This window comes from Cupriavidus basilensis (genome assembly GCF_008801925.2).
Classification (GTDB): domain Bacteria; phylum Pseudomonadota; class Gammaproteobacteria; order Burkholderiales; family Burkholderiaceae; genus Cupriavidus; species Cupriavidus basilensis.
The window spans coordinates 1805671-1830417 of sequence record NZ_CP062803.1 but is presented as its reverse complement, the minus strand read 5'-3'; the positions used below and the strand labels follow the sequence as shown (position 1 = coordinate 1830417).

The following is a 24747-nucleotide window of genomic DNA, read 5'->3' as shown; positions in this document are numbered from 1 at the left end:
ATTATCGCGCAGTCGCGGCCAGGTCCTCCTCCGTCCTCGCTCGCCTCCACAAAGTGCATGATCGCCGCCCGGCCCGGGGTGCTGGCAAGCCGGGGACGCACGATGCATAATCCTGAAACTGGTTTCACCGAGACCAACCTCCCATGCCACGCGCCGTGACACAAGCCAAGTCCGACCTGAAGCCCGCAGAGAAACTCACCATCCAGGACGTTGCCAACCATGCGGGCGTCTCGAAGGCAACGGTATCGCGCTACCTGAACCGGGGCGGCGAGCAGTTGTCCGCCGACGTGGAGGCACGCGTGGCCGCGGCCGTGCGCGCGCTGGGCTATAGCCCGAGTCCCATGGCGCAGGCGCTCAAGCGCGGCAAGTCGCGCCTGATCGGGCTGGTGGTGGCGGACGTTTCCAATTCGTTCTCGGTGGCCGTGCTGCGTGGTGTGGAAAAGGCCTGCCGCGACGCCGGCTATATGGTGATGCTGTTCAACCTGGGCAATGACGAGCAACTGGAGCGCGAAGCCATCCGCTCGCTGTCGGCCTACCGGGTCGAGGGCTTCATCCTGCACACGCTGGGCCACGACGGCGGCGCCCTCGCCGATGCCGCGCAACTGGGCAAGCCGGTCGTGCTGGTCGACCGCAAGGTCGGCGACGCGGAAGTCGACCTGGTGGCCCTGGATAACCTCTCCGCGGTCCACGAGGCTGCCGGCCACCTGCTCGAAGCCGGCTACCGGCGCCTGCTCTTCATCAGCGAGCCGATCAAGGCCATCAGCTCGCGCAACGAGCGCGCCCGGGCCTTCCAGAACTTCATCGCTGAGCATGCGGACTCGCTTGGCGGAAGCGTGTTCGAAGCCCGTACCGGTGACGACGCCGCCCTGGACGAAGCGCTGCGCGCCCTGCGCCGCGACGCCGGCGAGGCGCCGGTAGCCGTGCTGGCGGCCAATGCGGTGATCTCGCTGCGCGTGGCCGCCGCCGCGGCCAGGCTGGGGTGGCAGCTGGGCACCGACCTCGGCCTGATCGGCTTCGATGATCCGGAATGGGCTGCCCTGGTCGGCCCCGGCCTGAGCACCATTTCCCAGCCGACCGACGATATCGGACGCGCCGCCACCAACTGCCTGATCGAGCGCCTGCAAGGCGCGCAGCTTGCGCCGCGCCAGGTCCTGTTGCCTGGCACCCTGGTCAAGCGCGGGTCGACGCGCCGCGGCTGACAGGAACCCGGCAGTGGTTCCTGGCCACGCGACGGCGTAACGGGCGCCCACCCTCTCCCCCCGCTCCATCCCCCGGTTTCATCCGTAAGGGTTTCCACTGCTGGAGTTCTGAAACCGGTTTCCTATAATCCTGAAACCGGTTTCAGAACCGTACTTGCCGATCGCTGCGACGCCAGCGACGCATTCCACAGAACGTGCAGGAGACATTGATGACTATCCAACGCTTGTTGCGCCAGATTGCGGCGCCCGTGCTCACGCTGCTGGTCCTGGCCAGTGCCTCGGTCGGCGTCCGGGCACAGACCGTCGCCGAGATCGTCAAGAGGGGCAAGGTCACCATCGGCGTGGTGACGGGCGCGCCGCCCTTCGGCACCACGGACGCCACCGGCAAGCCCGCCGGCTACGATGTCGACGTGGCCAACCTGTTGGGCAAGTACCTCGGCGTGCCGGTCGATATCGTGCCGCTCACCTCGCCCAGCCGCATTCCGGCGCTGGAGGCCGGCAAGGTCGATTTCCTCGTCGCCACCCTGGCGCCGACGCCCGAGCGGGCGCGGGCCATCATGTTCAGTTCGCCCTACAGCGCGTTCGAGCTGACCATCTTCGCGCCGGTCGCGGCCAAGTACGCCAAGCTGGCTGAGCTTGGGAAGAAGAAAGTTGGCGTGACGCGCGGCACCACGCAGGACACGGCGCTGACCCGCCTGGCGGTGCCCGGCATGAGCATCGTCCGCTTCGAGGACGACGCCACTTGCGCGCAGGCGCTGATCAGCAACCAGGTCGAAGCCATTGCCCTGCCCAGCACCACCGGCAACGAGATCATGAAGGCGCGCGGCGCCGGCAAGTTCGATGCCAAGTTCGCGTTCTCGGTGCAACCGAACTCGATGGCCGTGCGCAAGGACGCCTTCGAGCTGCGCCAGTGGCTCAACACCACCATCTCCTACGTCAAGCTCAATGGCGAACTCGACGCCATTGCGCAGAAGTGGACCGGCAAGGCGCTGCCCGCGCTGCAAACGTTCTGACCCCGGCACGTCCGACGTTGCGCGCGGGCGTCAGCCGGCGCGCCAGGAGACCCGCATGAACTATCAATTTGAATGGAGCCCGGTGCTGTCGCAGCTGGACCGCTTTGCGGACGGCGCGGCCATGACGCTGGCGCTCAGCTTTGGCTCGATCCTGCTTGGCACGCTGGTCGGTACCGCCGGCGCCATCGCGGCAGCGTTTGGCGGCCCCTGGCTCCAGCGCGCCGCCAGGGCATACGTCGAGGCGATCCGCAACACGCCCTTCCTGATCCAGCTCTTCATCATCTTCTTCGGCTTGCCTACCATCGGCCTGCAGATCGATGCCATCACCGCCGCGGTGATTGCCATGACGGTCAACCTCGGTGCTTACTCGACCGAGATCATCCGGGCCGGCCTGCAGGCGGTTCATCGCTCGCAGCTCGAAGCCGCCGCCGCGCTGGGCATGACGCGCTGGCAGTTGATCCGCCACGTCGCCCTGGTGCCAGCCTTCGAGAAGGTCTATCCGGCGCTGACCAGCCAGTTCACGCTGATGATGCTGACCTCGAGCGTGGTGTCGGCGATCTCGGTGGAAGAGCTGACGGCGGTCGCCAGCCAGGTCGATTCGCAGACCTTCCGCACCTTCGAGAGCTACATCCTCGTCATGTTCATCTACATCGGGCTGGCACTGCTGTTGCGCGCCATGTTTGCCCTGATCGGCAATCTGGTGTTCAGGCGGCGCCGCGTGGTGGCGCGCGCCAGGAAGGCCGCGCGCACTGCCCGCGTTGCGCCCCTGGCGCATGCGGCGCTGACGCCGGCTGTTGCAGGGAGCGCGAAATGATTACCGAGTTCTCCTGGAATCATCTTGAAATCCTGCTCCTGGCAGCACGCTGGACGCTGTGGGTGACCTTGCTGGCCTTCGTCGGCGGCACGCTGGCCGGCTTCCTGGTCGCGCTGGGGCGGACCTCCAGAAGCGCCCTGCTGCGCCTCGCCAGCACGGTCTACATCCAGATCGTGCAAGGCACGCCGGTGCTGATCGTGCTGTTCCTGAGCTACTACGGCCTCTCCGTGCTCGGGCTCAAGCTGTCGCCGATGGTGGCGGCCATGCTGGCGATGTCGATCTATGCCAGCGCTTACCTTGGCGAGATCTGGCGGGGCTGCATCGAGGCCGTGCCGCAAGGGCAGTGGGAGGCCAGCGAGGCGCTCGCCCTCACCCGCTGGCAGCAGTTGCGCCATGTCGTGCTGCCGCAGGCCGTGCGGCTGGCCCTGCCGCCCACGGTGGGCTTCTCGGTCCAGCTGGTCAAGAACACCTCGATCACTTCCATCATCGGCGTCATCGAACTCACCCGCGCCGGCCAGCTGATCAACAACGCGACCTTCCAGCCCTTCGCGGTCTTCGTCGTCGTCGCACTTATCTACTTCGCGCTTTGCTTCCCGCTTTCTTCGGCAGCCAGGCGCATGGAAAGGAGGCTCCATGCCCATCGTTGAAGCACAAGGCGTGCACAAATCCTATGGCCCCGTCGAAGTCTTGAAGGGCGTGTCGTTTGCCATCGAGCCGGGCCAGGTGGTCGCCATCATCGGCCGCAGCGGCTCCGGCAAGAGCACCATGCTGCGCTGCCTGAACGGCCTGGAAACCATCAATGCCGGCAATATCACGGTCGCCGGGCACAAGCTGGATCACGACAGGAAGCGGCTGCTCGACCTGCGCCGCGACGTAGGCATGGTGTTCCAGAGCTACAACCTCTTTCCGCACCTGACGGTGGGCGAGAACATTGCGCTGGCGCCTGCCATCGTCAAGAAGATGGCCACGGGCAAGATCGACGGCATCGTCGACCAGGTGCTGGCCCAGGTCGGCTTGCTGGACAAGAAGGACTGCTACCCCGAGCAGCTCTCGGGCGGCCAGCAGCAACGCGTGGCCATTGCACGTTCGCTGGCGATGGAACCCAAGGTGATGCTGTTCGACGAAGTGACCTCCGCGCTCGATCCGGAGCTGACGGCGGAGGTGCTGCGCGTCATGGAGAACCTGGCCGCTTCCGGCATGACCATGGTGCTGGTGACGCATGAGATGGAGTTCGCGCGCCGCATGGCCCATACCACCATCTTCATGCACCAGGGCAAGGTGCACGAAGCGGGCCCGTCGAAGGCGCTGTTCGCGCAGCCACGCACACCGGAACTGCAGCAATTCCTCAGCGCGGGAGCCCTGAAATGACCCGGCGGCAACAAGATGGCGCGTTCCAGCCGCCGGTGCTGATCTCGCTCGCGGCCTACGGCGCGGACCTCGCCCGGCGCGACGGGCAAGCGGCCCTGGCGCGGATTGCCGCGGCGGCTGGGGCCGATGGCGTGGAATACCGCGGCGAACTCCAGCGCGGGCATAGGGATGAAGTCAGCGAGCAGCGCGCGGTCGCTGAACAGCATGGGCTAAGCGTGGTCTGGTCCAGCCCCGAAGGCCTCTGGAGCGAAAGCGGCAACCTCGACCTCGCCGCGCTCGACCGCGCCTTCACAACCGCGCTGGCGCTCGGTGCCGGCCGGGTCAAGATGTCGCTGGGTGGCTATCGCCAAGGCACGGCGCTGGAAGGATTGCTCCCGTGGCTGCGGCACGGCGGCATCGAGCTCGTCGTGGAAAACGACCAGACCACCAGCGCCGGCACCGCACCGCCACTGCGCGACTTCTTCGCGCGTGCCACGGCACTCGGCAAGACGGTACCGATGACCTTCGATATGGGCAACTGGCACTGGACAGGCGAAGATCCGCTCGACGCCGCGCAGGTCTTCGCCGCACAGGTGGGCTATGTGCACTGCAAAGGTGTGCTGCGCACGCCCGCCAAGTGGATCGCGGTGCCGCTGGACCAATCGGCTGCACCATGGCGCAGCGTATTGCGCCGCCTGCCCGCCGGCGTTGCGCGCGCCATCGAGTTTCCGCTGCAAGGCGAAGACCTGGTGCAGGTCACGCGCAACCATGTCGAACTGCTGCGTTCGGTGGAGATTCCCGCATGAGCCCCGATCTGGATGTGGTGACGCTGGGCGAGGCAATGCTGATGCTGGTGGCCGGTGAAGCCGGGCCGCTCGAAGGCGTGCAGACCTTCCACAAACGCACTGCCGGCGCCGAGACCAATGTGGCCATCGGCCTGTCGCGCCTGGGCTTGAAAGTCGGATGGGCCAGCCGCCTGGGCGATGATTCGATGGCGCGCTACCTGCTCGGTGAAATGCGGCGTGAAGGCGTGGATTGCAGCCAGGTGGTGTGCGAGCCCGGCGAGCGCACCGGGTTTCAGTTCAAGGGACGGGTCGACGACGGCAGCGATCCACCCGTGGAATATCACCGCCGTGGCTCGGCCGCAAGCCGCATGAACCCGGGGCATCTGGACGACCGGTGGCTGCGGCGCGCACGGCACCTGCACGTCACCGGCGTGTTTCCCGCGCTGGCCGAAGGCACGCAGGCCGCCACACGCCAGGCCATCGCCACCATGCGGGCCGCCAGCCGCACGATCTCGTTCGATCCCAATCTGCGCCCCGCGTTGTGGGCCACGCCCGAGCTGATGCGCGAGACGTTGAACAACCTGGCCCAACAGTGCGACTGGGTGCTGCCCGGCATCGAGGAAGGCCGCTTCCTGACCGGCCATGCCGAGCCCGAACGCATTGCCGCCTTTTACCGTAAGCGCGGCGCCAGGCTGGTAGTCGTGAAGCTGGGCGCTGAAGGCGCCTACTTCGATGGCGAAGCCGGCACCGGCCATGTCCCGGCGTTCAGCGTCGAGCGTGTCGTCGACACCGTCGGCGCCGGAGATGGCTTTGCCGTGGGCGTCATCAGCGCGCTGCTGGAAGGCCGGCCGGTGGCCGACGCCGTCCGGCGCGGCGCATGGATCGGCGCGCGGGCGGTGCAGGTGCGCGGCGACACCGAAGGCCTGCCGACCCATGCCCTGCTGGCGGCCAGCAACCTGTGAAGTCACAGCAAGGATTTGCGATGCGCAAGAATGTACTGGTGTTCCGTCCCATTCCGCCCGACCTGCTCGCCCGGATCGAATCGGAGCATGATGTGATCGTCGCCGACCCGCGCCAGCCGGCGCAACGGCCGGCCTTTCGCGCCGCGCTGGCAAACGCGCACGGCCTGATCGGCTCCAGCGTCAAGCTAGGCGCGGCCGAACTGGCAGAAGCCGGCCAGCTGGAGGTGATCTCGAGTATTTCGGTGGGGGTCGACAACTATGACCTCGCCTGCCTGCGCCGGCGTGGCATCGCGCTGTGCCATACGCCCGGTGTACTCACCGAAACCACCGCCGACACGGTCTTCGCACTCATCATGGCGGCCAGCCGCCGCCTGGTCGAGCTCGCCGCCCATGTGCGCGAAGGCCGCTGGGCCGCCAATATCGGTGAAAGCCTGTTCGGCTGGGACGTGCACGGCAAGACGCTGGCGATCCTCGGTTTCGGGCGCATCGGGCAGGCGGTGGCACGCCGCGCGGCGCTTGGCTTCGGCATGGAGGTGCTCTACGTCAACGAGACCGCCGCCGAACCACTCGATCTCGTGGGGCGCGCCACCCGCACGGAACTCGATGACGCCTTGCGGCGCGCCGATATCGTTGCCGTCACGCTGCCGTTGACCGAGAGCACGCGCGGCTTGATGGGGCAGCGCGAGTTCGCGCTGATGAAACCGGGCGCCATCTTTGTCAACGGCGCCCGGGGCCAGATCGTGCAGGAAGACGCGCTGCTCGCAGCGCTCGACAGCGGCCACCTGCACGCCGCCGGCCTCGACGTCTTTGCCACCGAACCGCTACCGCAGGATTCGCCGCTGCGCTGCCATCCTAAGGTGACAGCCCTGCCTCACATTGGCTCGGCCACGCATGAAACCCGCCGCGCCATGGCGGAACTGGCCACACGCAACCTGCTGGACGCGCTGGCCGGGCGGCCACCCGCCGCGCGCTTCGACCTGACAGCCACGGCCGCTTAGGCCGCTGCCCAAACTTTTCCGCAAGGAGCATCCGCAATGCCCCGTTCCATTCCCACGCTGTGCGGCTCGATCATGGGCGAGCCTTTCACCTTCAATGTGCGCATCCACAATGCTGCCTACCGGGCGCTGGAGATCGACTACACCTTCGTCTGCTTCGGCGTGCAGGACGTGCCCGGCGCCGTGCAATCGATCCGCGCGCTGGGCGTGCGCGGCATGAATGTATCGATGCCGCACAAGCAAGCCGTGATCCCTCACCTCGATCACCTCGACCAGACCGCGCGCGCCATCGGCGCGGTCAATACCATCAACAATGTCGATGGCGTGCTGACCGGCTACAACACCGATTGCATCGGCGCAGTGCGTGCCTTCCAGGAGGTGACCGAACTGCCGGGCAAGCGCATCGCGCTGCTTGGCGCCGGCGGCGCGGCGCGTGCCATGGCCTATGGATTGCGCGAGGCCGGCGCCAACGTGACCGTATTCAACCGCACCGCGGCGCGCGGCGAAGAACTGGCCGCCTCGCTTGGCCTGCGCTTTGGCGGCGCGTTGTCCGACTTCCGGGCGGCAGACTTCGACATGCTCGCCAACGCAACGGCCGCCGGTTTTCGCGCCCCCGATGTCAACCCCGTGGCCGGGCAGCTCGCCGCCCACCTGATCGTCATGGACGCTGCCTTTATCCCGGTCAGGAGCAAGCTGATCCGCGATGCCGCCGCGCTTGGCTGCCGCACCATCGACGGCACGCGCATGATGCTGCACCAGGCCTGCGCCCAGGTCGAGTACTACACCGGCTGCGCACGCGCGCCGATCGAGGCGATGGAAGCGGCACTGCTGGAGGAGATCGCACGCCTGTCCTAGCCACCCGGCGCTTGCCGCTTGCCGCCGACTCTCGCCGTTACCGGCTAGTCACTGGCTGCGAACCGTGCGGGCTTCGCGGTGAGGAACCCGGTAGCGGAAGCCTTGCCTATTCCCTCATCGCGATCGGGGCCGGATGGCTCTGATCGAGCCTTCTGAGTCATTTGTCTGCGCGGTGCCGAAGGACCGTGACGGCGAATGAAGCGGCGATCTCCGCCCCGCCCTGGATGACCACTCATGAGCCCTCAGCGGCAGCTCTTTTCGCTGGCCGAGCTCCAATATATGGTCGTCGGCGAAGCAGGCCCAGGGTCGGAGGCCGTCGGTTTTCGAGTCGAATCGTCCATTCCGCACCCGGTCAGCCCATTTTGATCGCACGCACCTCCGCAGCGCGTTCATCGACCGGGATCACGGGCAGTTCGCCCTTGCTCTTGACCGGCAGGCGTCGTAAATGATCCATGATCGCCTGCCACTCCTTGATCTCGCGCAGAGCGCCTTTCCCAGTCCCGGTGGCGACACTACTCTTGTCCACCTTGCCTGGCGGCGGTAGCAGGTAACCGGAGTTCTCGTGAGGCGCGTCAAGCGCCTCTACCCTCGATGTGAGGGCGCGACCCGCCTTGTTCTTCGGAACAAGAGCTAGTTTGCCTTTGCTCAGCTTGGGGATGCCCACGACAATGACACCGAGCATCAGAGGGCAGGTGAAGCTGTGCAAGCGATCGTCCTGTCCGGTAATGTCCATGGCGTGGTAGCCGCGATCAAGGTCTCCCAATTCGATAGCGGTCACGACATCGAACTGTGGCCGGGTCGTGTCGTACCGGAAGCGCATGCCGGAAGCGCGCGGGAAATACTCGCCGGGATGGGTCGGGTTGTCTACGAGGAAGAATTCGAGCAGATTCTTCAATTCCTGGCCAGTGAAGTAGCCGGTCACGAGTGCGCTGCCGGCCGTGGTATCCACCACGCCGTAGCCGAGGGGCGCCACCGCGAACACATCGTAGACCGTTTGCACACCTGATTTTCCTCGGGTAAGACCGGAGCGCATCAGCCCGTTGACGGTGAAACCAATATCGGCTTTCGTGGCGTTTCTGAATGCATCGGTGATGAGGTTGGCAAGGAGCGTGCTAGCGGCAATGTCGGTAAACGTGTTGGGCAGGTCTCGTGGCGCTACCGCCAGCGGCTGATCGATGCGGTAACCACGCGACACGAACACGGCCTCGTTGACCGTCTTCTTGAGGCTGTCGATCTCGCTGGCGATGGCGCGGTCGCCGAACAGGGTGTCGTCGATCGGGTGGAGCCGATAGGACTCAACGGTCAGCTTGCCACCGTCCAGGGTGACCAGCAGTTCTCCGAGGTTTTTGCCCTCCTTTCCCGTCTGCACCACAGGTGTGCGGCCGTTGACAATGATTGGCTCCTGCAGTTCGGTATGGCTATGCCCGCCGATCACGACATCGATGCCCGGGACAGCTTCGGCCAGTCGTATGTCGTCGCCTGCTGTGTAGCGCCCGTCCTTGCCTTGTTCCACGCCACCGTGGCTGAGAGCGATGACCACATCCACCCTCTCTGTTTCACGTAGGATCTTTACAGTTTCCCGGGCCGCTTCGATGGCGTCGGGGAACGAAGCCGCACCACCGTTGGTGTAGAAGACGGCCTCCTTGCCGATCACCCCGAACAGGCCGAAGCGAATGCCGCCGCGCTCAATGACGACGCAACGGCTGATCACACCACGCTTCGCTAATTGCTTAAGGTCAGCTAGCGTGGCATCGTCCTTCGAGAAGTCTGTATTCGCGGCGAGCACCGCAGGAATCCGCCCGGCTCTGGCGGCCACACTGATCGACTTGCCCAAGCCATCGGGACCATAGTCGAATTCATGGTTACCGAACGTGGTTGCGTCGTAGCCCATTCGCGACATGAGCTGAAGCTCGCCGCCGACTTCGCGGGTGGCGGCACCGAAGGCAGTCCCCATGCTGTAATCGCCTGCATCAAGTATTAGCACAGGGCCACGACCTTTACGCGCCGCACTCCGCTTCTCAATCAGGCCGGCCAGGCGAGCGAACCCGCCCCGGGTTGCGTCGTCGTTGAGCTTGAACGGCGTGTAGTCCTGGGCTGGACCCAGTCCGATGAAGGCAGAGTGCATGTCGTTGGTATGCAGGATCGTGAAGGTCTTCTTTCCGTTCTCTGCGGCGAACGGTGCGCCATGCACCAAGAGCGCGGTACCAACTGCTACCGAGCCAGCCAGGAATTCACGTCGGGTGTGTGCTTCGCGTGCCCTATAGGTTGACATAGCTGTGCCTTCCTTTGCTGTAGCATGCTCTGTTGCTGGGTGCGTCGGGCCGAGTCTGCTACAAAACGGCTGCGGCCCGATATTCCTTCTCTCTTCCTTTCTGGCACCCCAACTAGTTGTTGGCGCCGCCAGGCTTGCTGGTCACCGCCTCCATCACGCGGTCGAGGTTGAAGCTGCCGGGCTTCTGGCGCGGTGGGAACTCGCGGAAACTCTGCAGCCATTGCCCGACATAGGCGGCAGCCGGTGCAAAGGCGAACATATGATCGATATACCATTTCTGGTAGCCCAAGCCTTCGTACTCGGCACGCTCAAAGGGATCCGAGCGCAAGTTGCCCAGCATGGGGGCGCGCAGCTCCTCGAACGGCTGTTGCCACACCGCCAAGCCGTGGGCGTTCTGCTTCAGGAAGGTGATCTTCCATTCATCGTAGCGCAAGGCGGCCACGCTGCCGTCGTCAGTCCAGTAGATAAACTCGTGCCGCGGCCATGCGCCTTGCCCCTGGAAGGCGGGCAGCAGGTTGTAGCCATCCAGGTGCACCTTAAAACTTGCGCTGCCCACCTTGCGGCCCTTCATCAAGTCCTCTTTCACCGTGGTGTCGCCGAGCGCTGCCATCAGCGTGGGAATCATGTCTTCATGCGCGCCGATGTCGTTGATAACCGTGCCCGGCTTGATGACGCCAGGCCAGCGGATGACAGTGGGCACGCGAAAGCCACCTTCCCAGTTGGTCGCCTTCTCGCCGCGGAACATGGTAGTACCCCCGTCCGGCCAGCTCATCGTCTCCGCACCGTTGTCGGTGGAGTACATGACGATGGTGTTGTCGGCAATGCCCATTTCGTCGAGCTTCTTGAGCAACTCGCCGACCATGCCGTCGTGTTCCACCATGCCATCCGGATAGACGCCCAGCCCCGTCTTGCCAGCCGAGGCCGGCTTCAGATGCGTGAAGACGTGCATGCGGGAGGAGTTCCACCAGACGAAGAACGGTTTGCCGTCTTTATGCGCCTTGTCCATGAAGCCAAGCGCGCCCTTGGTGACTTCCTCGTCCACGGTTTCCATACGCTTCTTCGTCAACGGGCCGGTGTCTTCGCACTTCTGCTTGCCCCACTTGCCGAAGCGCGGGTCCACGGCGGGATCATCCCGATCTGTCGCGATGCAGTGAAACACCCCACGCGGACCGAATTTCGCCTTGAATTGCGGCGCCTTTGGATAATCGATGTTCTCCGGCTCTTCTTCCGCATTCAGGTGGTAGAAATTGCCGAAGAACTCGTCAAAGCCGTGGACCGTGGGCATGAACTCATTGCGATCGCCAAGGTGGTTTTTTCCGAACTGTCCGGTGGCATAGCCCCGGGCCTTGAGCAACTCGGCCAGCGTGACGTCTTCCTTCTTCAGCCCCTCCGGTGCGCCGGGCAGGCCGACTTTGGTAAGGCCGGTGCGGATAGGCGACTGCCCGGTGATAAACGCAGCGCGCCCGGCAGTGCAGCTTTGCTGGCCGTACCAGTCGGTGAACAGCGCCCCCTCTTTGGCGATGCGATCGATGTTTGGTGTCTTGTAGCCCATCATGCCCAGGTTATACGCGCTGATATTAAAGATGCCGATATCGTCGCCCCAGATGATGAGGATATTGGGCTGCTTTTGCTGCGCAGCAACGGGATACGCCACTGCAAAAAGTGCCAGCACCGACAGGCGAGCGCACCATCGTGAAAGTTGTTTCATCGTTTATCTCCATTCTCCGTTTGCCTATGTCGATACGGCCCCCTGCATGGGAACCTGGCCGCATCGAACGCCTTCCCCCGTTGCACCGCAAAAAAATACATGGCCGGCTCAACCCTGACGCCCCGCACCGTTTGCACCCGGTGAGCTGGCGCGCGATGCCTGCCGCCGCCAGTCCTCCTCATCCATCACCAGCCGGAAGCCAAGGTGCGACATGCTGTTGTACGGATCTGTACCGCGCCGAGCGCTGGGACGGTAACTCAGGCAGTAGTCCTCGTTGCAGAGGAACGAGCCACCACGCGTGACGCGGCGCGGCGCGTCGGCGGGCACGCCGGCTTCATCCGGCTCCCACGCTTCCTGTGGCCCAAGCGGGTTGACGATCAACCGGCCGGCCGCGGCCTCGCGCCGGAACTGGTCGGCCCGATACCAATCCGCCACCCATTGCCATGCGTTGCCGGTCATGTCAGAGAGGCCATAGCCATTGGCCGGAAAGCTGCCCACCGGGCTCGTGCCCACGGCCCCCCCGGCCTTCGCGCTGATCACCGGGAACGGCTGCGCCTGCTGCCCCTGCCAGACATTGGCCATCTGCTTGCCGCCGGGCGTGAACTGGTCGCCCCAGGCATAGGTGGCCTGCTCCAGTCCCCCGCGCGCGGCAAACTCCCACTCCGCTTCGGTAGGCAAGCGCTTGCCGGCCCATTTTGCATAGGCCTGCGCGTCCTCATAGGAGACCTGTACCACGGGGTGGTTGTCCTTCCCCTCGATCGAGCTGGCTGGCCCATACGGATGGCGCCAGTCCGCGCCCGGCACGAAACGCCACCACGCCGAATAATCCTGCAGAGGCACGGGCCGGTTGGTGCCCACGAAAACCATTGCTCCCGGTACAAGGGCGGCATCCGGCGGACGCGGCGTGCCCGGGGGCAGCTGCACGCGCAAGGTCTCCCAGTCCGGCTTCTTCTCGGCCGTGGTCACATAGCCCGTGGCCTGTACGAACTGGCGGAACTGCGCGTTGGTGACGTGGTGCTGGTCCATCCAGAACCCGTGCACGCGGACCTTGTGCGCCGGGCGCTCATTGGGCCGCGCGAGTTTGTGGTCGCTACCCATCAGGAATTCGCCGGCCGGGATCCAGGCCATGCCCTGGGGGCCTTGTTTGCCATCGCCCAGCCGCTCCTTGGCGATTAGCGAATGCGATGCCGGGACAAGTCGTGCCTGCCACGCGGCGACGCCGCCACCAAGCAACGCAAAGATCAATGCGAGCACCACCAGGATCCAGGGCTTGCCTGACATCTTGCCAGTACGCCCGTCCGCGCTGGGCGGGTGAGTGCCTGGTTGCGAGTGAGGCGTGATAGGCATTTTTTTTCTGCGATCCATACCAGAACTCCCGGTAGACGAACGAGGCAAACCGAGAATCGGCGGCCTGGCCTCATGCGCTTCATTTTGGCGCCATGAAACGCGGATAGCGGCACGCGATGACGGCACGTCGTTGCGGCCAGATCTCTCTACGCCCAGCCGCCAGATAACAGTAGTGGGCAGTGCACGGGACATCTTGACCGGGATCAAGGGAGTGACAGGTGCAGTCTGCCGGTAAGGGATCAGTTGCCACGGTGGATTGGCCGTCGTGCAACTCGCGGCTGCCGGTGGGATCACTTCAGACAAGGTGGCCGGCCTGTTGGTCTGGAGTCCACTGTCGCGCTGACATAGATCAACATGCGTCGTGGAAAGCCTTCTACCGTCAATTTGAACGCCTTAGAGAAACGGGAGGGGCCGCCATGGTAATTGCAACGAAATCGCCGGAAAAGGCTGAGACTGGGGCCGCTGGGCCATTTCCGCCCCGCGCTGAGCGTCTTGCCGCTGGCCAGGCCATGCGCGATCGCGTCCCGCGCGCCAGCCACGCCGACTGGGCGCAGCCGGACGGACATCGCGATCCCATCGAGATCCTGGAGGCATCGAATCGGGACCGCCTGCAGGAGCTGGTGCCGATTCGATACGGCCGCATGTTGCGCAGCCCCTTCACGTTCCTGCGCGGCTCAGCCGCACTCATGGCGCACGACCTTGCAGCCGCGCCAAGTACGGGCATGAAGGTGCAAGCCTGCGGGGACTGCCATTTGCTGAATTTTGGGTTATTTGCCACGCCCGAGCGCAATCTCGTCTTCGATCTGAACGATTTTGACGAAACACTGCCTGCTCCCTGGGAATGGGATCTGAAACGGTTGGCGGTCAGTTTCGCGGTCGCGGCGCGCGACAACAAATTGTCCGATGCGCAAGGCCGTGAAGCTGCCCAGGACTGCGCGCGCGCCTATCGAGAGCACCTGCGCGAGTACTCGAGGATGAGCCCACTGGAAGTCTGGTATACGCGCCTGGACATGGAGACCGTGATCGGACTGGCGCCTGACGAGAAGGCGAAGAAGTTCCGGCTCCAAATGGAGAAAAAGGCGCGCGAGCGTGTCGTCGATCACCTCTTTCCCAAGATTTCCAGCGAGGAAGGCGGCCGGCACCGGCTGATCGATCAACCGCCGCTGATCTACCACATCGCCGAGCATGACTTCGAGGAACGGGTTCGCGAGGGACTAGGGGTGTACCGCCAGACGCTGTCGGATGAGCGGCGCGTCTTGTTGGACCGCTATCGACTGGAGGATTTCGCCCTGAAGGTAGTGGGCATCGGGAGCGTCGGCACGCGCTGCTACATTGCATTATTCTCCGATGCAGAAGGCCATCCCCTCATTCTCCAGTTCAAGGAAGCCTGCCGGTCTGTCCTCGAGCCCTATGCGGGGCGCAGCCACTATGAGTTGCAGGGGCAGCGCGTCGTCATGGGACAACGCCTGATGCAGTCGTCCAGCGATATCTTCCTCGGATGGGCGCGGGGCCGAAGGGGCTTTGACTTCTTTGTCCGTCAACTGCGGGACATGAAGATGTCTGTACCCATCGAAGGACTGAGTTCGCCACAGCTCAAGCGCTATGCCGAGCTCTGCGGCTGGACGCTGGCACGCGCACATGCCAAGTCCGGAGACGCCACGACCATCAGTGGCTATCTGGGAAAAAGCGACACCTTCGACCAGGCAATCGGCGCGTTCTCCCTCGCTTATGCGGATCAGACTGAGCGCGACCACGCAGCATTGGTGAAAGCGGTGCGCTCCGGGCGGCTCGAAGCGCTCATCGAAGAGGCGTAACACCTATTGAGAGGCATGATCGATGATCGCAAACTGGCCAGTGCATCCGTCCTATCCACCAGTTGAATCCCCAACCCGAACAAGTCATTCGGATGTAGCCAACGCGAGCCTCTTCACCATGGGCATGCAGGCCAGCTGAAGTCCCGAGGGGGATTGGTAGATAGACGGCTTGTCGCCGATGAAACCACATCGCCGGTAAAAGGCGGCGGCGTTCAACGTGGCCTCGAGATTGATCTCGGTTAACTCGGCCTGGCGCGCCAGGCATTCGAGGTGGGTCACCATTTTCATGCCTACGCCGCGTTGCATGAAATCGGGGTGGACAAAGATTGCCCCCAACTCTCTCTTTTCAAGGTCGAGCATGCCTGTGGCGACGGGATGCCCCTGGATGCAGACCAGATGAAAGTGATTTTCCACCAGGTCTCTATACCACTCCGTGAGCGGCACGTCCGTCCATGCCTGGACCTGCTCCGGGGGATAAGCGGTGCCGCATTGATCTAGTATCGCCAGACGGCGAATATCGAATGCCGCCTGGGCATCGCTTCGCCTGGCTCGTCGAATTTCCAGCATTTCCATTCTCCGTTCATGGCCATCAGTGACGGAGAACTAAAAAGCCCCGTCATTGTTGGCGGGGCTTTGAGCAATACGCTGAATCCTGGATGCGTACGACTTCATGGCCCGCCGAAGGCGGTCATGGAGAAGCACATCATGTTCATCTGGCGTATGTGGGGCATCCCCGGATAATGGTGGACGCTATGCGGATTGTCAATGTCAGGGTCCGCTCCTGGCCGATCGTGGTGAAAACCCAATCTACCCGTTGAGCAGACCGGGCCTGCCGGTTGCCAACCTCTCAGATCGGCCCGTGTTGAACGATCATCGGTTCGGGGTTCTCCCCCTCCTGAAATCTCGCCGGGGGCCGGGGTAACAAGCGTCCCATGTGCTGGAATGGGGCCGAGTTTGGCCGGGAAGGGACCTCTGCCGGCAGCAACCCAGTCGACTCTTCCCGACCCACTTTCTGCGCTCGCACCCTCGACCTGCAAACGTCAGACCTCCGCCTCCACCACCCGAGCCTTCAAGCGCGGCGCGGCGAAATCGAGGAAAGCCCGCAATTTCAGCGGCAGGATGCCCTGTCCGGTGTGAACAAGGCTGATGGGCCACGGCGCCGGCTCGAACGGTGCGAGCACGATCTTGAGCGCGCCGGCGCGCAACGCGCTCGCCATGTGATAGGACACCACGCGCGTGATCCCGACACCGGCCACTGCCGCGTCGACCGCGGCTTCGGCAGTGCTGACGGCAAGCCGCGAACGGACGGGCACCGCGATCTCCGACTTGCCCGACATGAAGGTCCAGACCTGCCTGGAGGCCATCCGTTCGAACGTGATGCATGCATGCGCGGTGAGCTCAAGGGGGCTCGTCGGCATGCCGTGCTCGGCGAAGTAGGCCGGGCTTGCGCACACCACCCGGCGCACTGTGCCAATCCGTGCCGCGACGAAACTACTGTCGGGCAGTTCGGCAACCCGCAATGCCACATCGACGTGCTCTTCAAGAAGCGGCACCACGCGGTCGGTCAGCACCATCCGCACATCGATGTCCGGATAGGTCTTGAGGAACTCCGCGACCACGGGCAAGACGTGCAGGCGCCCGAAGACGAGCGGTGCAGTGATGGCGATCTCGCCCTTGGGCGCCGCATACTCCCCCGACGCCGCACGCTCTGCCTCCCCCACTTCCTCGAGAATGCGCCGGCATGCGGCGACATACGCTTGCCCGGCTTCGGTGAGGGAAAGCTGTCGGGTGGAGCGATGCAGGAGTCGGGTCTTCAGGTGTAGCTCGAGGTCTCCGACCTTGCGGCTCACCGTTGCGAGCGGCATCTTGAGCTGGCGCGCCGCTGCAGAAAAACTGCCGGCTTCGACCACAGCCACCAGGATCGACATGGATTCGAAGCGATCAGCCATGCTCTCATTTTTTGGGAGGATGATTCCCAATAATGGCAGATTATCTTGAAAGGTGGAAGAGCATATCATCGGCCGCACCTCCCCGGCAAACGAGGCGGCGAACGATTCGAGGCTTCTCGATTGGCTGCTCCGGGCCGCCACGTCTCAGGTCCCCAAAAAAAACTGGAGAATGTGCTGTGTCAACGCTTTCAAGTCCCCAACCGCAGTCCTTGCGGGCAACCGCTTCGATCAGAAATTTGCCCGTCAACCTGTTTGCGTCGGTCATGGGCATTGCCGGACTGTCCATTGCATGGCGCCAGGCCAGCCACGAGTTCGGGGTAAGTCCGCTGATCTCCGATGCAGCCGGCGTCCTCGCCCTGGTGGTGTTCGTCGTGCTCGGCGTGGGCTATCTCGTCAAGACAGTCAAACATCCTGAGGCGGTCGTCGCCGAGTACCGGCATCCCGTCGCCGGGAACTTCTTCGGCACGATCTCGATCGCCATCCTGCTGCTTTCCTCGGTCGTTGCGCAACTGAGCCAGACGCTCTCCGAAGTCATGTGGACGGTGGGTACCGTTTTCACCCTTGCGCTCTGCTTCGCGATTGCGGGCCGGCTGCTGCGGGGAAAGATCGACGCTGCGCACGCGGTTCCCGCCTGGTTCATCCCGGGTGTGGCCACGTTGGATATCGTCGTTGCTGGCGGGACCATGCCAATGCCGTGGGCGCATGAAGTCAACCTGTTCGCGCTGGCCGTGGGAACGATGATTGCCCTCTTGTTCTTTACGATGATCATGTCGCGAATGATTCATCACGAGCCGCTGCCCGCCAGCATGACCCCTTCCCTGCTGATCCTGATGGCGCCGTTCGAAGTGGGCTTTCTTGCCTACACCAACATTACGCAGCAGGTCGACACCTTCTCCGGCTTACTGTTTTACTTCGGTCTCTTTGTATTCCTCACACTGGCGCCCAAGGTGTTTCGCAGGGGAATGCCGTTCGCTTCGGGTTGGTGGGCAATCAGCTTTCCAATGGCGGCGCTAGCGATTGCGTCGCTGAAATACGCGATGTTCGTCCAGGCATGGCCCGTGAAGGCGATTGCCATCATCCTGCTCGCCATGCTGACCCTCGCGATCGTGGTTCTCTTTGTCAAGACGCTGCACATTCTCCTTAACGGCAAGCTGCTCGGCGGTTGAAACGGCGAACGACATGACCGAAATCCAGGACCTGCGCACATTCTCCGACCCGACAGGCGGTGCGCCGTCGCCACCGCTACCGGACGTGATATCGGAAGGCTTGGCAGTCGTTTTTTGTGGAATCAATCCCGGCATGAGAGCGGCGGCAAGCGGCCACCATTTTGAAGGAAGTGGCAACCGCTTCTGGCGAGTCTTGCATCTGGCCGGTTTCACGCCAGTGCTGATGCGCCCCGAAGATGACCGGGACCTGCTCGCCCATCGGTGCGGATTGACAACTGCCGTTGCCCGGCCTACAGCGCGGGCCGACCAGCTTTCACCGCACGAATTCCATGCGTCGACTTCGGCGTTGCTGAGGAAAATCGAACTACATCGCCCCACCTGTATCGCCTTCCTGGGGAAGGCCGCATACGCAGCGATTTCAGGTCAGCGGCATGTGTTGTGGGGACGCCAGACCGCTACGTTCGGTGGGTCGGCAGTGTGGATCCTTCCAAATCCGAGCGGTTTGAACCGCTCGTTCAGCCTCGATGACCTCGTTGGGGCTTATAGCGCGTTGTACCTTGCGTATGCCTCTCTATAAGCCTGGTTTGCACAATAGACCGCAAACCACAGGGCGTCGGAAAATGTCGGGGTCGCGGTGGCCGTTTCGGCCCCTTGCTCCCTGGCTCCCCACCCAGCGGCGCCTGCGGGTCGCCATCTGCGGTCCCCCTCCACTCACGTAGAACCTCCTTGCAGCCTCATGATTCGCCTGCTAGAGTCCATAACTAATCACCGCATAGTTAAAGAAGAATCGATCGCGCCGCCCGGCAGGCGCGACACAAAACCAACCGATCGGAGACAGCACCCATGGCCATCGCCTTTCCCACCAACGAGCCCTATTTGTCCGGCTACTTCGCGCCGCTGCATGCTGAGTGCGACGCACCCAACCTGCCGGTCACGGGCGAAGTGCCCGCCGGGCTGCGCGGCACCTATTACCGCAACGGGCCGAATCCGCAGTTCGCGCCGCGCGGCAAATATCATTGGTTCTCGGGCGATGGCATGCTGCACGCGTTTCATTTCGAGAAGGGCCGCGTGTCCTACCGCAACCGCTGGATCCGCACGCCGAAATGGATCATGGAAAACGAGAACGGCGAAGGCTTGTCGGGCTCGCTGGCAAGCCGGCACCTGACGGACCCCAGGCTGCTTGAGCTGAACTCCACCGTGGCCAATACCAACGTGGTCTGGCATGGCGGACGCCTGCTGGCACTGGAAGAAGCGCATATGCCGTTCGAAGTGGACCCGGTATCGCTGGCGCCGCGCGGCTACCAGACCTTCGATGGGAAATTCTCCGGGCCCATGACCGCGCACCCCAAGATCGATCCGGTCAACGGCGAGATGGTCTTCTTTGGCTATGGGGCCCGCGGCCCGTTCACGCCGGACCTGATGCTGCATGTGGCAGACAGCCAGGGCAAGCTGCTGCGCTCCGAGCATATCGTGGCGCCGTTCCCGAGCATGGTGCATGACTTCGTGGTGACGCGCACCCACATCCTGTTTCCCATCTTCCCGCTGACGGGGTCGATGGAGCGCGCCACCAACGGCCAGCCGGCCTATGCGTGGGAGCCGGACAAAGGCACGCACATCGGCATCTTGCCGCGCGACGGCACCGCGGCGAACGTGCGCTGGTTCACCGGGGATCCGTGCTACGTTTTCCATCCGATGAACGCCTTCGACGCGCCGCACGGCGGCATCGTCTGCGACATGATGAAGTACGACGTGCCGCCGCTGTTCCCCGGCCCGGACGGACGCCCGCTCTCCAACGGCGCACCCGTGGCCAGCCTGGTGCGCTGGACTTTCGACCTGGCAGGAAAATCCGGCACGTATCGCGAGCAGCCGCTATGCGATACGCCGGGCGAGTTTCCGCGCCTGGACGAGCGCTTTGCCATGCTGCCTTACCGGCACGGCTACTACTGCAGCGGCGATATCTCCGCCTCCACCAAGGGCGACAGCCTGCGCAGCGGCCTGGCGCATGTCGACCTGGCAACCGGGCAGGTCGCGCAGTACCAGCCGCCGGCCGGCGACAAATGCGGCGAACCCGTGTTTGTCCCGCGCCATGCCGATGCCGACGAGGGCGACGGCTGGCTGCTGTCCGTGATCTGGCGCGCCGCGGAGAACCGCAGCGATATGGCCATCTTCAACGCGCAGGCGCTGGCGGCGGGGCCGGTGGCGCTGGTGCACCTGTCGCATCGCGTGCCCGCCGGCTTCCATGGCAACTGGCGTCCCGCCGACTGAGGCGGATGCATGCCGCGATGCACGCGGCGCAAGTTGCTGGTTGGGCTGACGGGGCCAGGCGCCCGGCCTAGCGCGCCGTTGCCGATCCCCGCAATGCCGCCAGGCAGAACTGCACGACAACATCGGCCATCTGCTCGGCCGTGGGCTTGTGCGTGGAGGCGACAGGCAGGCGGCGGCGGTCGATGGTCAGCGTGGCCAGGCCATGGGTGGCGGCCCACACGGAGAACGCCAGCTGTTCTTCGCTGAGCTCGCCGACACCTGGCGCTTGCAGCACTGGCCCGATGGCGCCGCGCAGCACCTGGAACGAGGCAGCGCCCGCCTCCGTCAGCTCCGGATACTGCTCCCGGTCCGCGATCTCCGGCCCGAACATCAGGTGAAACCGCGCGGGATGCGCCTGCGCGAACGCCACGTAGGCGAGCATGATCGCCCGCAGCCGGCCCTGCGCATCGGCAGGGTCGATGCTCTCCACGCTCTGGCGGCGATACGCCACCAGGTCGCGAAACCCCTGGGCCGCAATGGCGGCCAGCAGCCCGTTCCTGTCCTTGAAGTGATAGGCCGGCGCACCCGGCGAGACGCCAGCCAGCTTGGCTGCCGTGCGCATGCTCATGCCGGCGATCCCCTCGGTATCGAGCAGATGGGTGCCCCAGGCAATCAGCGACGCGCGCAGGTCGCCATGGTGCCACTGCCCTTCCGGCTTGGTGGTGCCACCTTGGGACGGGCCCTGCTTTACCGGGTTGTCGCCGCGCGCTGTTGCTGGTTTTTTCATGGAGGCGGAGTTTATCAAATGCCTGGGCCGCGGCATGAATGCCCATGACTTTCTCAATAATTAGACGATTGTGCCGTCACGGCCGCTGCGGACGGGTACAAGGTGCCTACGGCTGCGGCCCCGGGATCCCACGGGTGCATAAAAATCCCTTGCAAACACGATTTCTCACGCGTAATCTAAAAAAAAAGACAGTAGCCGTATGGCAATGGCTAAAAGGCTATTTGCAGAGTAGTGCCTGCAGCCAGATCCATCCGGCTATTTTTTTCGCCAAGCTGTCTAAAAATTGCGACGGTTTTGGCTTGCCCGTGAGGTCCCGCAACCGGGGCCGGCCGGCGCACATGCTCAACAAAGGCTCAGAGGAACGCCCCATGGAAGCCAACGCTCGCGCATCGGTCCCCACGTCCGACGCCCCGCCCCTACGACCCGACCGGGCCTCGCCCTACGCCTGGAAAGCGCTGGCCGGCTCGGCCCTCGGTTACGCGATGGATGGGTTCGACCTGCTTATCCTCGGTTTCATGCTGCCTGCCATCAGCGTGGCCTTGAGCCTGAGCCCCGGACAGTCCGGCGCCCTGGTAACGTGGACGCTGATCGGCGCGGTTGCCGGCGGCATCCTCTTCGGCGCGCTGAGCGACCGCTACGGGCGGGTGCGCGTACTCACCTGGACCATCGTGCTGTTTGCGGTCTTCACCGGCCTGTGCGCGTTCGCGCAGGGCTTCTGGGATTTGCTGGCCTACCGCACCATCGCTGGCATCGGCCTGGGTGGCGAGTTTGGCATCGGCATGGCGCTGGCCGCGGAAGCCTGGCCCGCCAGCAAGCGCGCGCGGGTGTCGTCGTACGTGGCGCTGGGCTGGCAGAGCGGCGTACTGCTGGCATCCTTGCTGACGCCGCTGCTGCTGCCGCATATCGGCTGGCGCGGCATGTTCCTGCTGGGCGTGGTGCCAGCGCTGGTAGCCTGGTTCGTACGCAACCGGCTGCATGAGCCGGAAGTGTTTGTGCGCCATGCCGAGGCCCAGGACAAGGCCCCGCACAAGAACAAGCCGAGCGCGTTCAAGCTGCTGGTGGCCGATGGCCGCACCACGCGGACCAGCCTCGGCATCGTGATCCTGTGCTCGGTCCAGAACTTTGGCTACTACGGCATCATGATCTGGCTGCCGACCTATTTGTCCAAAGCGCTGGGCTTCTCGCTGACCAAGTCCGCCATGTGGACCTCGGTCACCATCGTGGGGATGATGGTCGGCGTCTATGTGTTTGGCCAACTGGCCGACCGCATCGGGCGCAAGCCCAGCTTCCTGATCTTCCAGGCAGGCGCGGTGGCGATGGTGATCGCGTATGCGCAGATGTCCGACCCCGTCACCATGCTCTGGGCCGGCGCGGTCATGGGCCTGTTCGTCAACGGCATGATCGGTGGGTACGGCGCGCTGATCTCGGAAGCCTATCCCACCGCGGCGCGCGCTACCGCGCAAAACGTCCTGTTCAACATCGGGCGTGGCGTGGGCGGCTTCGGGCCCATCGTGGTCGGGGCCCTTGCCGCAGCCTATTCCTTCCAGGTGGCCATTGCCCTCCTGGCCAGCATCTACGTGCTGGACATGATCGCCACGATCTTCCTCATCCCCGAGCGCAAGGGCGTCGAGCTGGAATAGGCGGCTCGCATTGCATCGCCCCATACCGTACTAGTCAGGACTCTGGAGTCATCATGCCTGCAACCTTGTGCAGCCCGGACAGCATCGCCACGGTAGCGTCCTATCGCTGCCGCGTGGTCGAACATTCGTGGGTCAACCAGCGCTACAAGCACATCCGCCTGGAAGCCGATGCGCCCATTGCCAGGATCACGAAGCCCGGGCAGTTCTACCAGCTGCGCTGCCCCACCACCGACACGGAGCAGCCGTTCCTGCTGCGCCCCATGAGCGTCTATGGCGCGGGGCCGCAAGCGGGCCGCATCGAGTTCCTCTACAACGTGACCGGCGTGGGCACGCGCGCCATGGCCAGCCTGCCGGTGGATGGCCACATGGAGATCGTCGGCCCGCTCGGCAACACCTTTACCTTCAGGCCGGATTTCAGGCAGATCCTGGTGGTGGCGCGCGGCGTGGGCCTGGCCACCATGGCGCCGCTGATCCAGCAGGCGGCCGAAGCTGGCGTCGCCATTACCGCGGTGATGTCGGCCCGCACCCGCGACGACCTGATGGCGCACGAATTCCTGCGCGGGGCCAACGCCCAGGTGCATAGCGTGTTCGATGCGGATGGCTCCTCGTCGGTAGAGGCCATGGAAGTCCTGATGCGCGGCCTGCTCGGGCAGCAGCGGCCGGACGCGGTCTACACCTGCGGCTCGCACCGCCTGCTGATGCTGCTGCAGCGCGTGCTGGCCGATCATCCCGAGGTGATTGGCGAAGTCGCCATGGAGCAGCGCATGGCCTGCGGCATGGGCGTGTGCCTGTCCTGCGTGCGGCTGTTCGATTGCGATGGCGACAAGCAATTCCTGCGGGTCTGCCGGGAAGGCCCGGTGTTTTCCATTCGTGAAGTCGTCGGGGAGGTGGAGTTTGGCTGATCTCACCGTTCGGGTTGGCGACTTGACGCTGCGCAACCCGGTCATGCCCGCCTCCGGCTGCTTCGCCATCGAGTACCGCGAGGCGCTGGACCTCAACCAGCTTGGCGCGCTGGTGATCAAGAGCGTCTCCCCCAGGTCCCGGGCCGGCAACCCCACGCCACGGGTAGCCGAGGCCTATGGCGGCATGCTGAACGCCATCGGCATCCCGAGCAAGGGGCTCGACTATTACCGCGAATGCGTGCTGCCGCCCTACACCCGCTACAACACGCCGGTGGTGGTGTCGATCTCCGCCGATACGGCGCAGGCGTTCGCCCTGGCGTGCGAGCAACTGTCCTTGCCCGAGGTTGCCGCCATCGAGGCCAATATCTCGTGCCCCAACCTGGAAGCCGACGGCATGGCCTTTGCGATGCTGCCCGAGACCACCTACCAGGCGGTCTGCGCCATCCGCCGGCGCACGCGCCACCCCGTCTGGGTCAAGCTCACGCCCAACGCCAGCCAGATCGCGGCCGTGGCCCGGGCGGCGGAAGACGCCGGCGCCGACGCCATCGTCATGGGCAACACGGTGCTGGGCATGGCCATCGACGTGCGTACCCGCAAGCCCAAGCTGGGTAACGTCATGGGCGGCCTGTCCGGCCCGGCCATCAAGCCGATTGCCCTGCGGCTGGTGCACCAGTGCTATCGCGCCGTGCGCATCCCCATCATCGGCTGCGGCGGCATCCAGAACGCCGAGGATGCCGTCGAGTTCATGCTCGCCGGCGCCGCCGCCGTCCAGGTCGGCACGGCGTCCTTCCGGGACCCCGGCGTCATGCAGAAGATCATCGACGGGCTGCAGGACTATTGCCAGGAAACCGGCACCGGGGCGCTGCGCGACCTGGTGGGCCAGGTCCGGCTCGACCCGCACTTAAGCGACCGCTGGCTGCGCTTCGCGCAGCAATCCGGCTGAGCGCC

General features: G+C 64.5%; 22 protein-coding genes and 1 pseudogene. 16 read left to right on the top strand and 7 right to left on the bottom strand.

Annotated elements, in window-relative coordinates:
- Positions 1 to 143 precede the first annotated feature (143 nt).
- The 9 genes from F7R26_RS08325 (at position 144) to F7R26_RS08285 (ending at position 7970) form a co-directional block, all read left to right on the top strand.
- The gene (locus F7R26_RS08325) at positions 144 to 1199 is read left to right on the top strand and encodes a LacI family DNA-binding transcriptional regulator (protein WP_150985832.1); all 1056 of its coding nucleotides are present in this window, start codon (positions 144 to 146) and stop codon (positions 1197 to 1199) included.
- Between the two features lie 209 nt (positions 1200 to 1408).
- On the top strand, positions 1409 to 2212 hold the full coding sequence (locus tag F7R26_RS08320; protein WP_150985831.1) for a transporter substrate-binding domain-containing protein: 804 nt from the start codon (positions 1409 to 1411) through the stop codon (positions 2210 to 2212).
- Positions 2213 to 2267: 55 nt separating this feature from the next.
- Positions 2268 to 3026 (top strand): amino acid ABC transporter permease, encoded by a 759-nt coding sequence (locus F7R26_RS08315; RefSeq protein ID WP_150985830.1) that lies wholly within the window; start codon positions 2268 to 2270, stop codon positions 3024 to 3026.
- The gene (locus tag F7R26_RS08310; protein WP_150985829.1) at positions 3023 to 3673 is read left to right on the top strand and encodes an amino acid ABC transporter permease; all 651 of its coding nucleotides are present in this window, start codon (positions 3023 to 3025) and stop codon (positions 3671 to 3673) included. Before F7R26_RS08315 ends, F7R26_RS08310 begins: the two co-directional genes overlap by 4 nt.
- Positions 3660 to 4394: an amino acid ABC transporter ATP-binding protein gene (locus F7R26_RS08305; protein WP_150985828.1), complete on the top strand. Its 735-nt coding sequence runs from the start codon at positions 3660 to 3662 to the stop codon at positions 4392 to 4394. Before F7R26_RS08310 ends, F7R26_RS08305 begins: the two co-directional genes overlap by 14 nt.
- The gene (locus F7R26_RS08300) at positions 4391 to 5179 is read left to right on the top strand and encodes a sugar phosphate isomerase/epimerase family protein (RefSeq protein ID WP_150985827.1); all 789 of its coding nucleotides are present in this window, start codon (positions 4391 to 4393) and stop codon (positions 5177 to 5179) included. Before F7R26_RS08305 ends, F7R26_RS08300 begins: the two co-directional genes overlap by 4 nt.
- A complete protein-coding gene (locus F7R26_RS08295) occupies positions 5176 to 6120 on the top strand; it encodes a sugar kinase (protein ID WP_150985826.1) in 945 nt (314 codons plus the stop codon). Before F7R26_RS08300 ends, F7R26_RS08295 begins: the two co-directional genes overlap by 4 nt.
- Before the next feature lie 20 nt (positions 6121 to 6140).
- A complete protein-coding gene (locus F7R26_RS08290; protein WP_150985825.1) occupies positions 6141 to 7118 on the top strand; it encodes a 2-hydroxyacid dehydrogenase in 978 nt (325 codons plus the stop codon).
- 36 nt (positions 7119 to 7154) lie between these two features.
- Positions 7155 to 7970 (top strand): shikimate dehydrogenase family protein, encoded by an 816-nt coding sequence (locus F7R26_RS08285; RefSeq protein WP_150985824.1) that lies wholly within the window; start codon positions 7155 to 7157, stop codon positions 7968 to 7970.
- 352 nt (positions 7971 to 8322) lie between these two features.
- On the opposite strand, the gene F7R26_RS08280 is transcribed toward F7R26_RS08285, so the two are convergent.
- The 3 genes from F7R26_RS08280 to F7R26_RS08270 all read right to left on the bottom strand — a co-directional run bounded on the left by F7R26_RS08280 (position 8323) and on the right by F7R26_RS08270 (position 13297).
- Positions 8323 to 10242 (bottom strand): bifunctional metallophosphatase/5'-nucleotidase, encoded by a 1920-nt coding sequence (locus F7R26_RS08280; RefSeq protein WP_150985823.1) that lies wholly within the window; start codon positions 10240 to 10242, stop codon positions 8323 to 8325.
- A gap of 112 nt (positions 10243 to 10354) precedes the next feature.
- Positions 10355 to 11950 carry an arylsulfatase gene (locus tag F7R26_RS08275; protein WP_150985822.1) on the bottom strand — a complete coding sequence of 532 codons (1596 nt, stop codon included), beginning with the start codon at positions 11948 to 11950 and terminating at the stop codon, positions 10355 to 10357.
- Positions 11951 to 12058: 108 nt separating this feature from the next.
- Entirely contained in the window at positions 12059 to 13297 is a 1239-nt protein-coding gene (locus F7R26_RS08270; protein ID WP_241754460.1) for a formylglycine-generating enzyme family protein, read from the bottom strand.
- 509 nt (positions 13298 to 13806) lie between these two features.
- On the opposite strand from F7R26_RS08270, the gene F7R26_RS08265 reads away from it, so the two are divergent.
- Positions 13807 to 15111: a DUF2252 domain-containing protein gene (locus F7R26_RS08265; protein ID WP_241754459.1), complete on the top strand. Its 1305-nt coding sequence runs from the start codon at positions 13807 to 13809 to the stop codon at positions 15109 to 15111.
- Here F7R26_RS08265 and F7R26_RS41695 read toward each other — a convergent pair.
- The 3 genes and pseudogenes from F7R26_RS41695 to F7R26_RS08255 all read right to left on the bottom strand — a co-directional run bounded on the left by F7R26_RS41695 (position 15095) and on the right by F7R26_RS08255 (position 17060).
- Positions 15095 to 15376, bottom strand: a complete 282-nt coding sequence (locus F7R26_RS41695; RefSeq protein ID WP_416351327.1) for a hypothetical protein — start codon at positions 15374 to 15376, stop codon at positions 15095 to 15097. The two genes, F7R26_RS08265 and F7R26_RS41695, sit on opposite strands and share 17 nt — an antisense overlap.
- A pseudogene (locus F7R26_RS08260) lies at positions 15280 to 15678 on the bottom strand (GNAT family N-acetyltransferase); the annotation flags it as partial. The pseudogene F7R26_RS08260 and the gene F7R26_RS41695, both read right to left, overlap by 97 nt.
- A gap of 473 nt (positions 15679 to 16151) precedes the next feature.
- Positions 16152 to 17060 (bottom strand): LysR family transcriptional regulator, encoded by a 909-nt coding sequence (locus F7R26_RS08255; RefSeq protein ID WP_241754458.1) that lies wholly within the window; start codon positions 17058 to 17060, stop codon positions 16152 to 16154.
- 176 nt (positions 17061 to 17236) lie between these two features.
- On the opposite strand from F7R26_RS08255, the gene F7R26_RS08250 reads away from it, so the two are divergent.
- The 3 genes from F7R26_RS08250 (at position 17237) to F7R26_RS08240 (ending at position 20491) form a co-directional block, all read left to right on the top strand.
- On the top strand, positions 17237 to 18226 hold the full coding sequence (locus F7R26_RS08250) for an SLAC1 anion channel family protein (RefSeq protein ID WP_150985820.1): 990 nt from the start codon (positions 17237 to 17239) through the stop codon (positions 18224 to 18226).
- Between the two features lie 13 nt (positions 18227 to 18239).
- Positions 18240 to 18803: a G/U mismatch-specific DNA glycosylase gene (gene mug / locus F7R26_RS08245; RefSeq protein ID WP_150985819.1), complete on the top strand. Its 564-nt coding sequence runs from the start codon at positions 18240 to 18242 to the stop codon at positions 18801 to 18803.
- 266 nt (positions 18804 to 19069) lie between these two features.
- The gene (locus tag F7R26_RS08240) at positions 19070 to 20491 is read left to right on the top strand and encodes a carotenoid oxygenase family protein (RefSeq protein ID WP_150985818.1); all 1422 of its coding nucleotides are present in this window, start codon (positions 19070 to 19072) and stop codon (positions 20489 to 20491) included.
- Between the two features lie 67 nt (positions 20492 to 20558).
- Here F7R26_RS08240 and F7R26_RS08235 read toward each other — a convergent pair whose 3' ends face one another.
- Positions 20559 to 21257, bottom strand: a complete 699-nt coding sequence (locus F7R26_RS08235; RefSeq protein ID WP_150985817.1) for a TetR/AcrR family transcriptional regulator — start codon at positions 21255 to 21257, stop codon at positions 20559 to 20561.
- Between the two features lie 368 nt (positions 21258 to 21625).
- Between F7R26_RS08235 and F7R26_RS08230 the strand changes: the two genes are divergently transcribed.
- The 3 genes from F7R26_RS08230 to F7R26_RS08220 are packed head-to-tail and all read left to right on the top strand — an operon-like array spanning position 21626 to position 24742.
- A complete protein-coding gene (locus F7R26_RS08230) occupies positions 21626 to 22897 on the top strand; it encodes an MFS transporter (protein WP_150985816.1) in 1272 nt (423 codons plus the stop codon).
- A 53-nt stretch (positions 22898 to 22950) separates the two neighbouring features.
- Positions 22951 to 23799 carry a dihydroorotate dehydrogenase electron transfer subunit gene (locus F7R26_RS08225; protein ID WP_150985815.1) on the top strand — a complete coding sequence of 283 codons (849 nt, stop codon included), beginning with the start codon at positions 22951 to 22953 and terminating at the stop codon, positions 23797 to 23799.
- Positions 23792 to 24742 (top strand): dihydroorotate dehydrogenase, encoded by a 951-nt coding sequence (locus tag F7R26_RS08220; RefSeq protein WP_150985814.1) that lies wholly within the window; start codon positions 23792 to 23794, stop codon positions 24740 to 24742. Before F7R26_RS08225 ends, F7R26_RS08220 begins: the two co-directional genes overlap by 8 nt.
- The last annotated feature ends 5 nt before the right edge of the window (positions 24743 to 24747 follow it).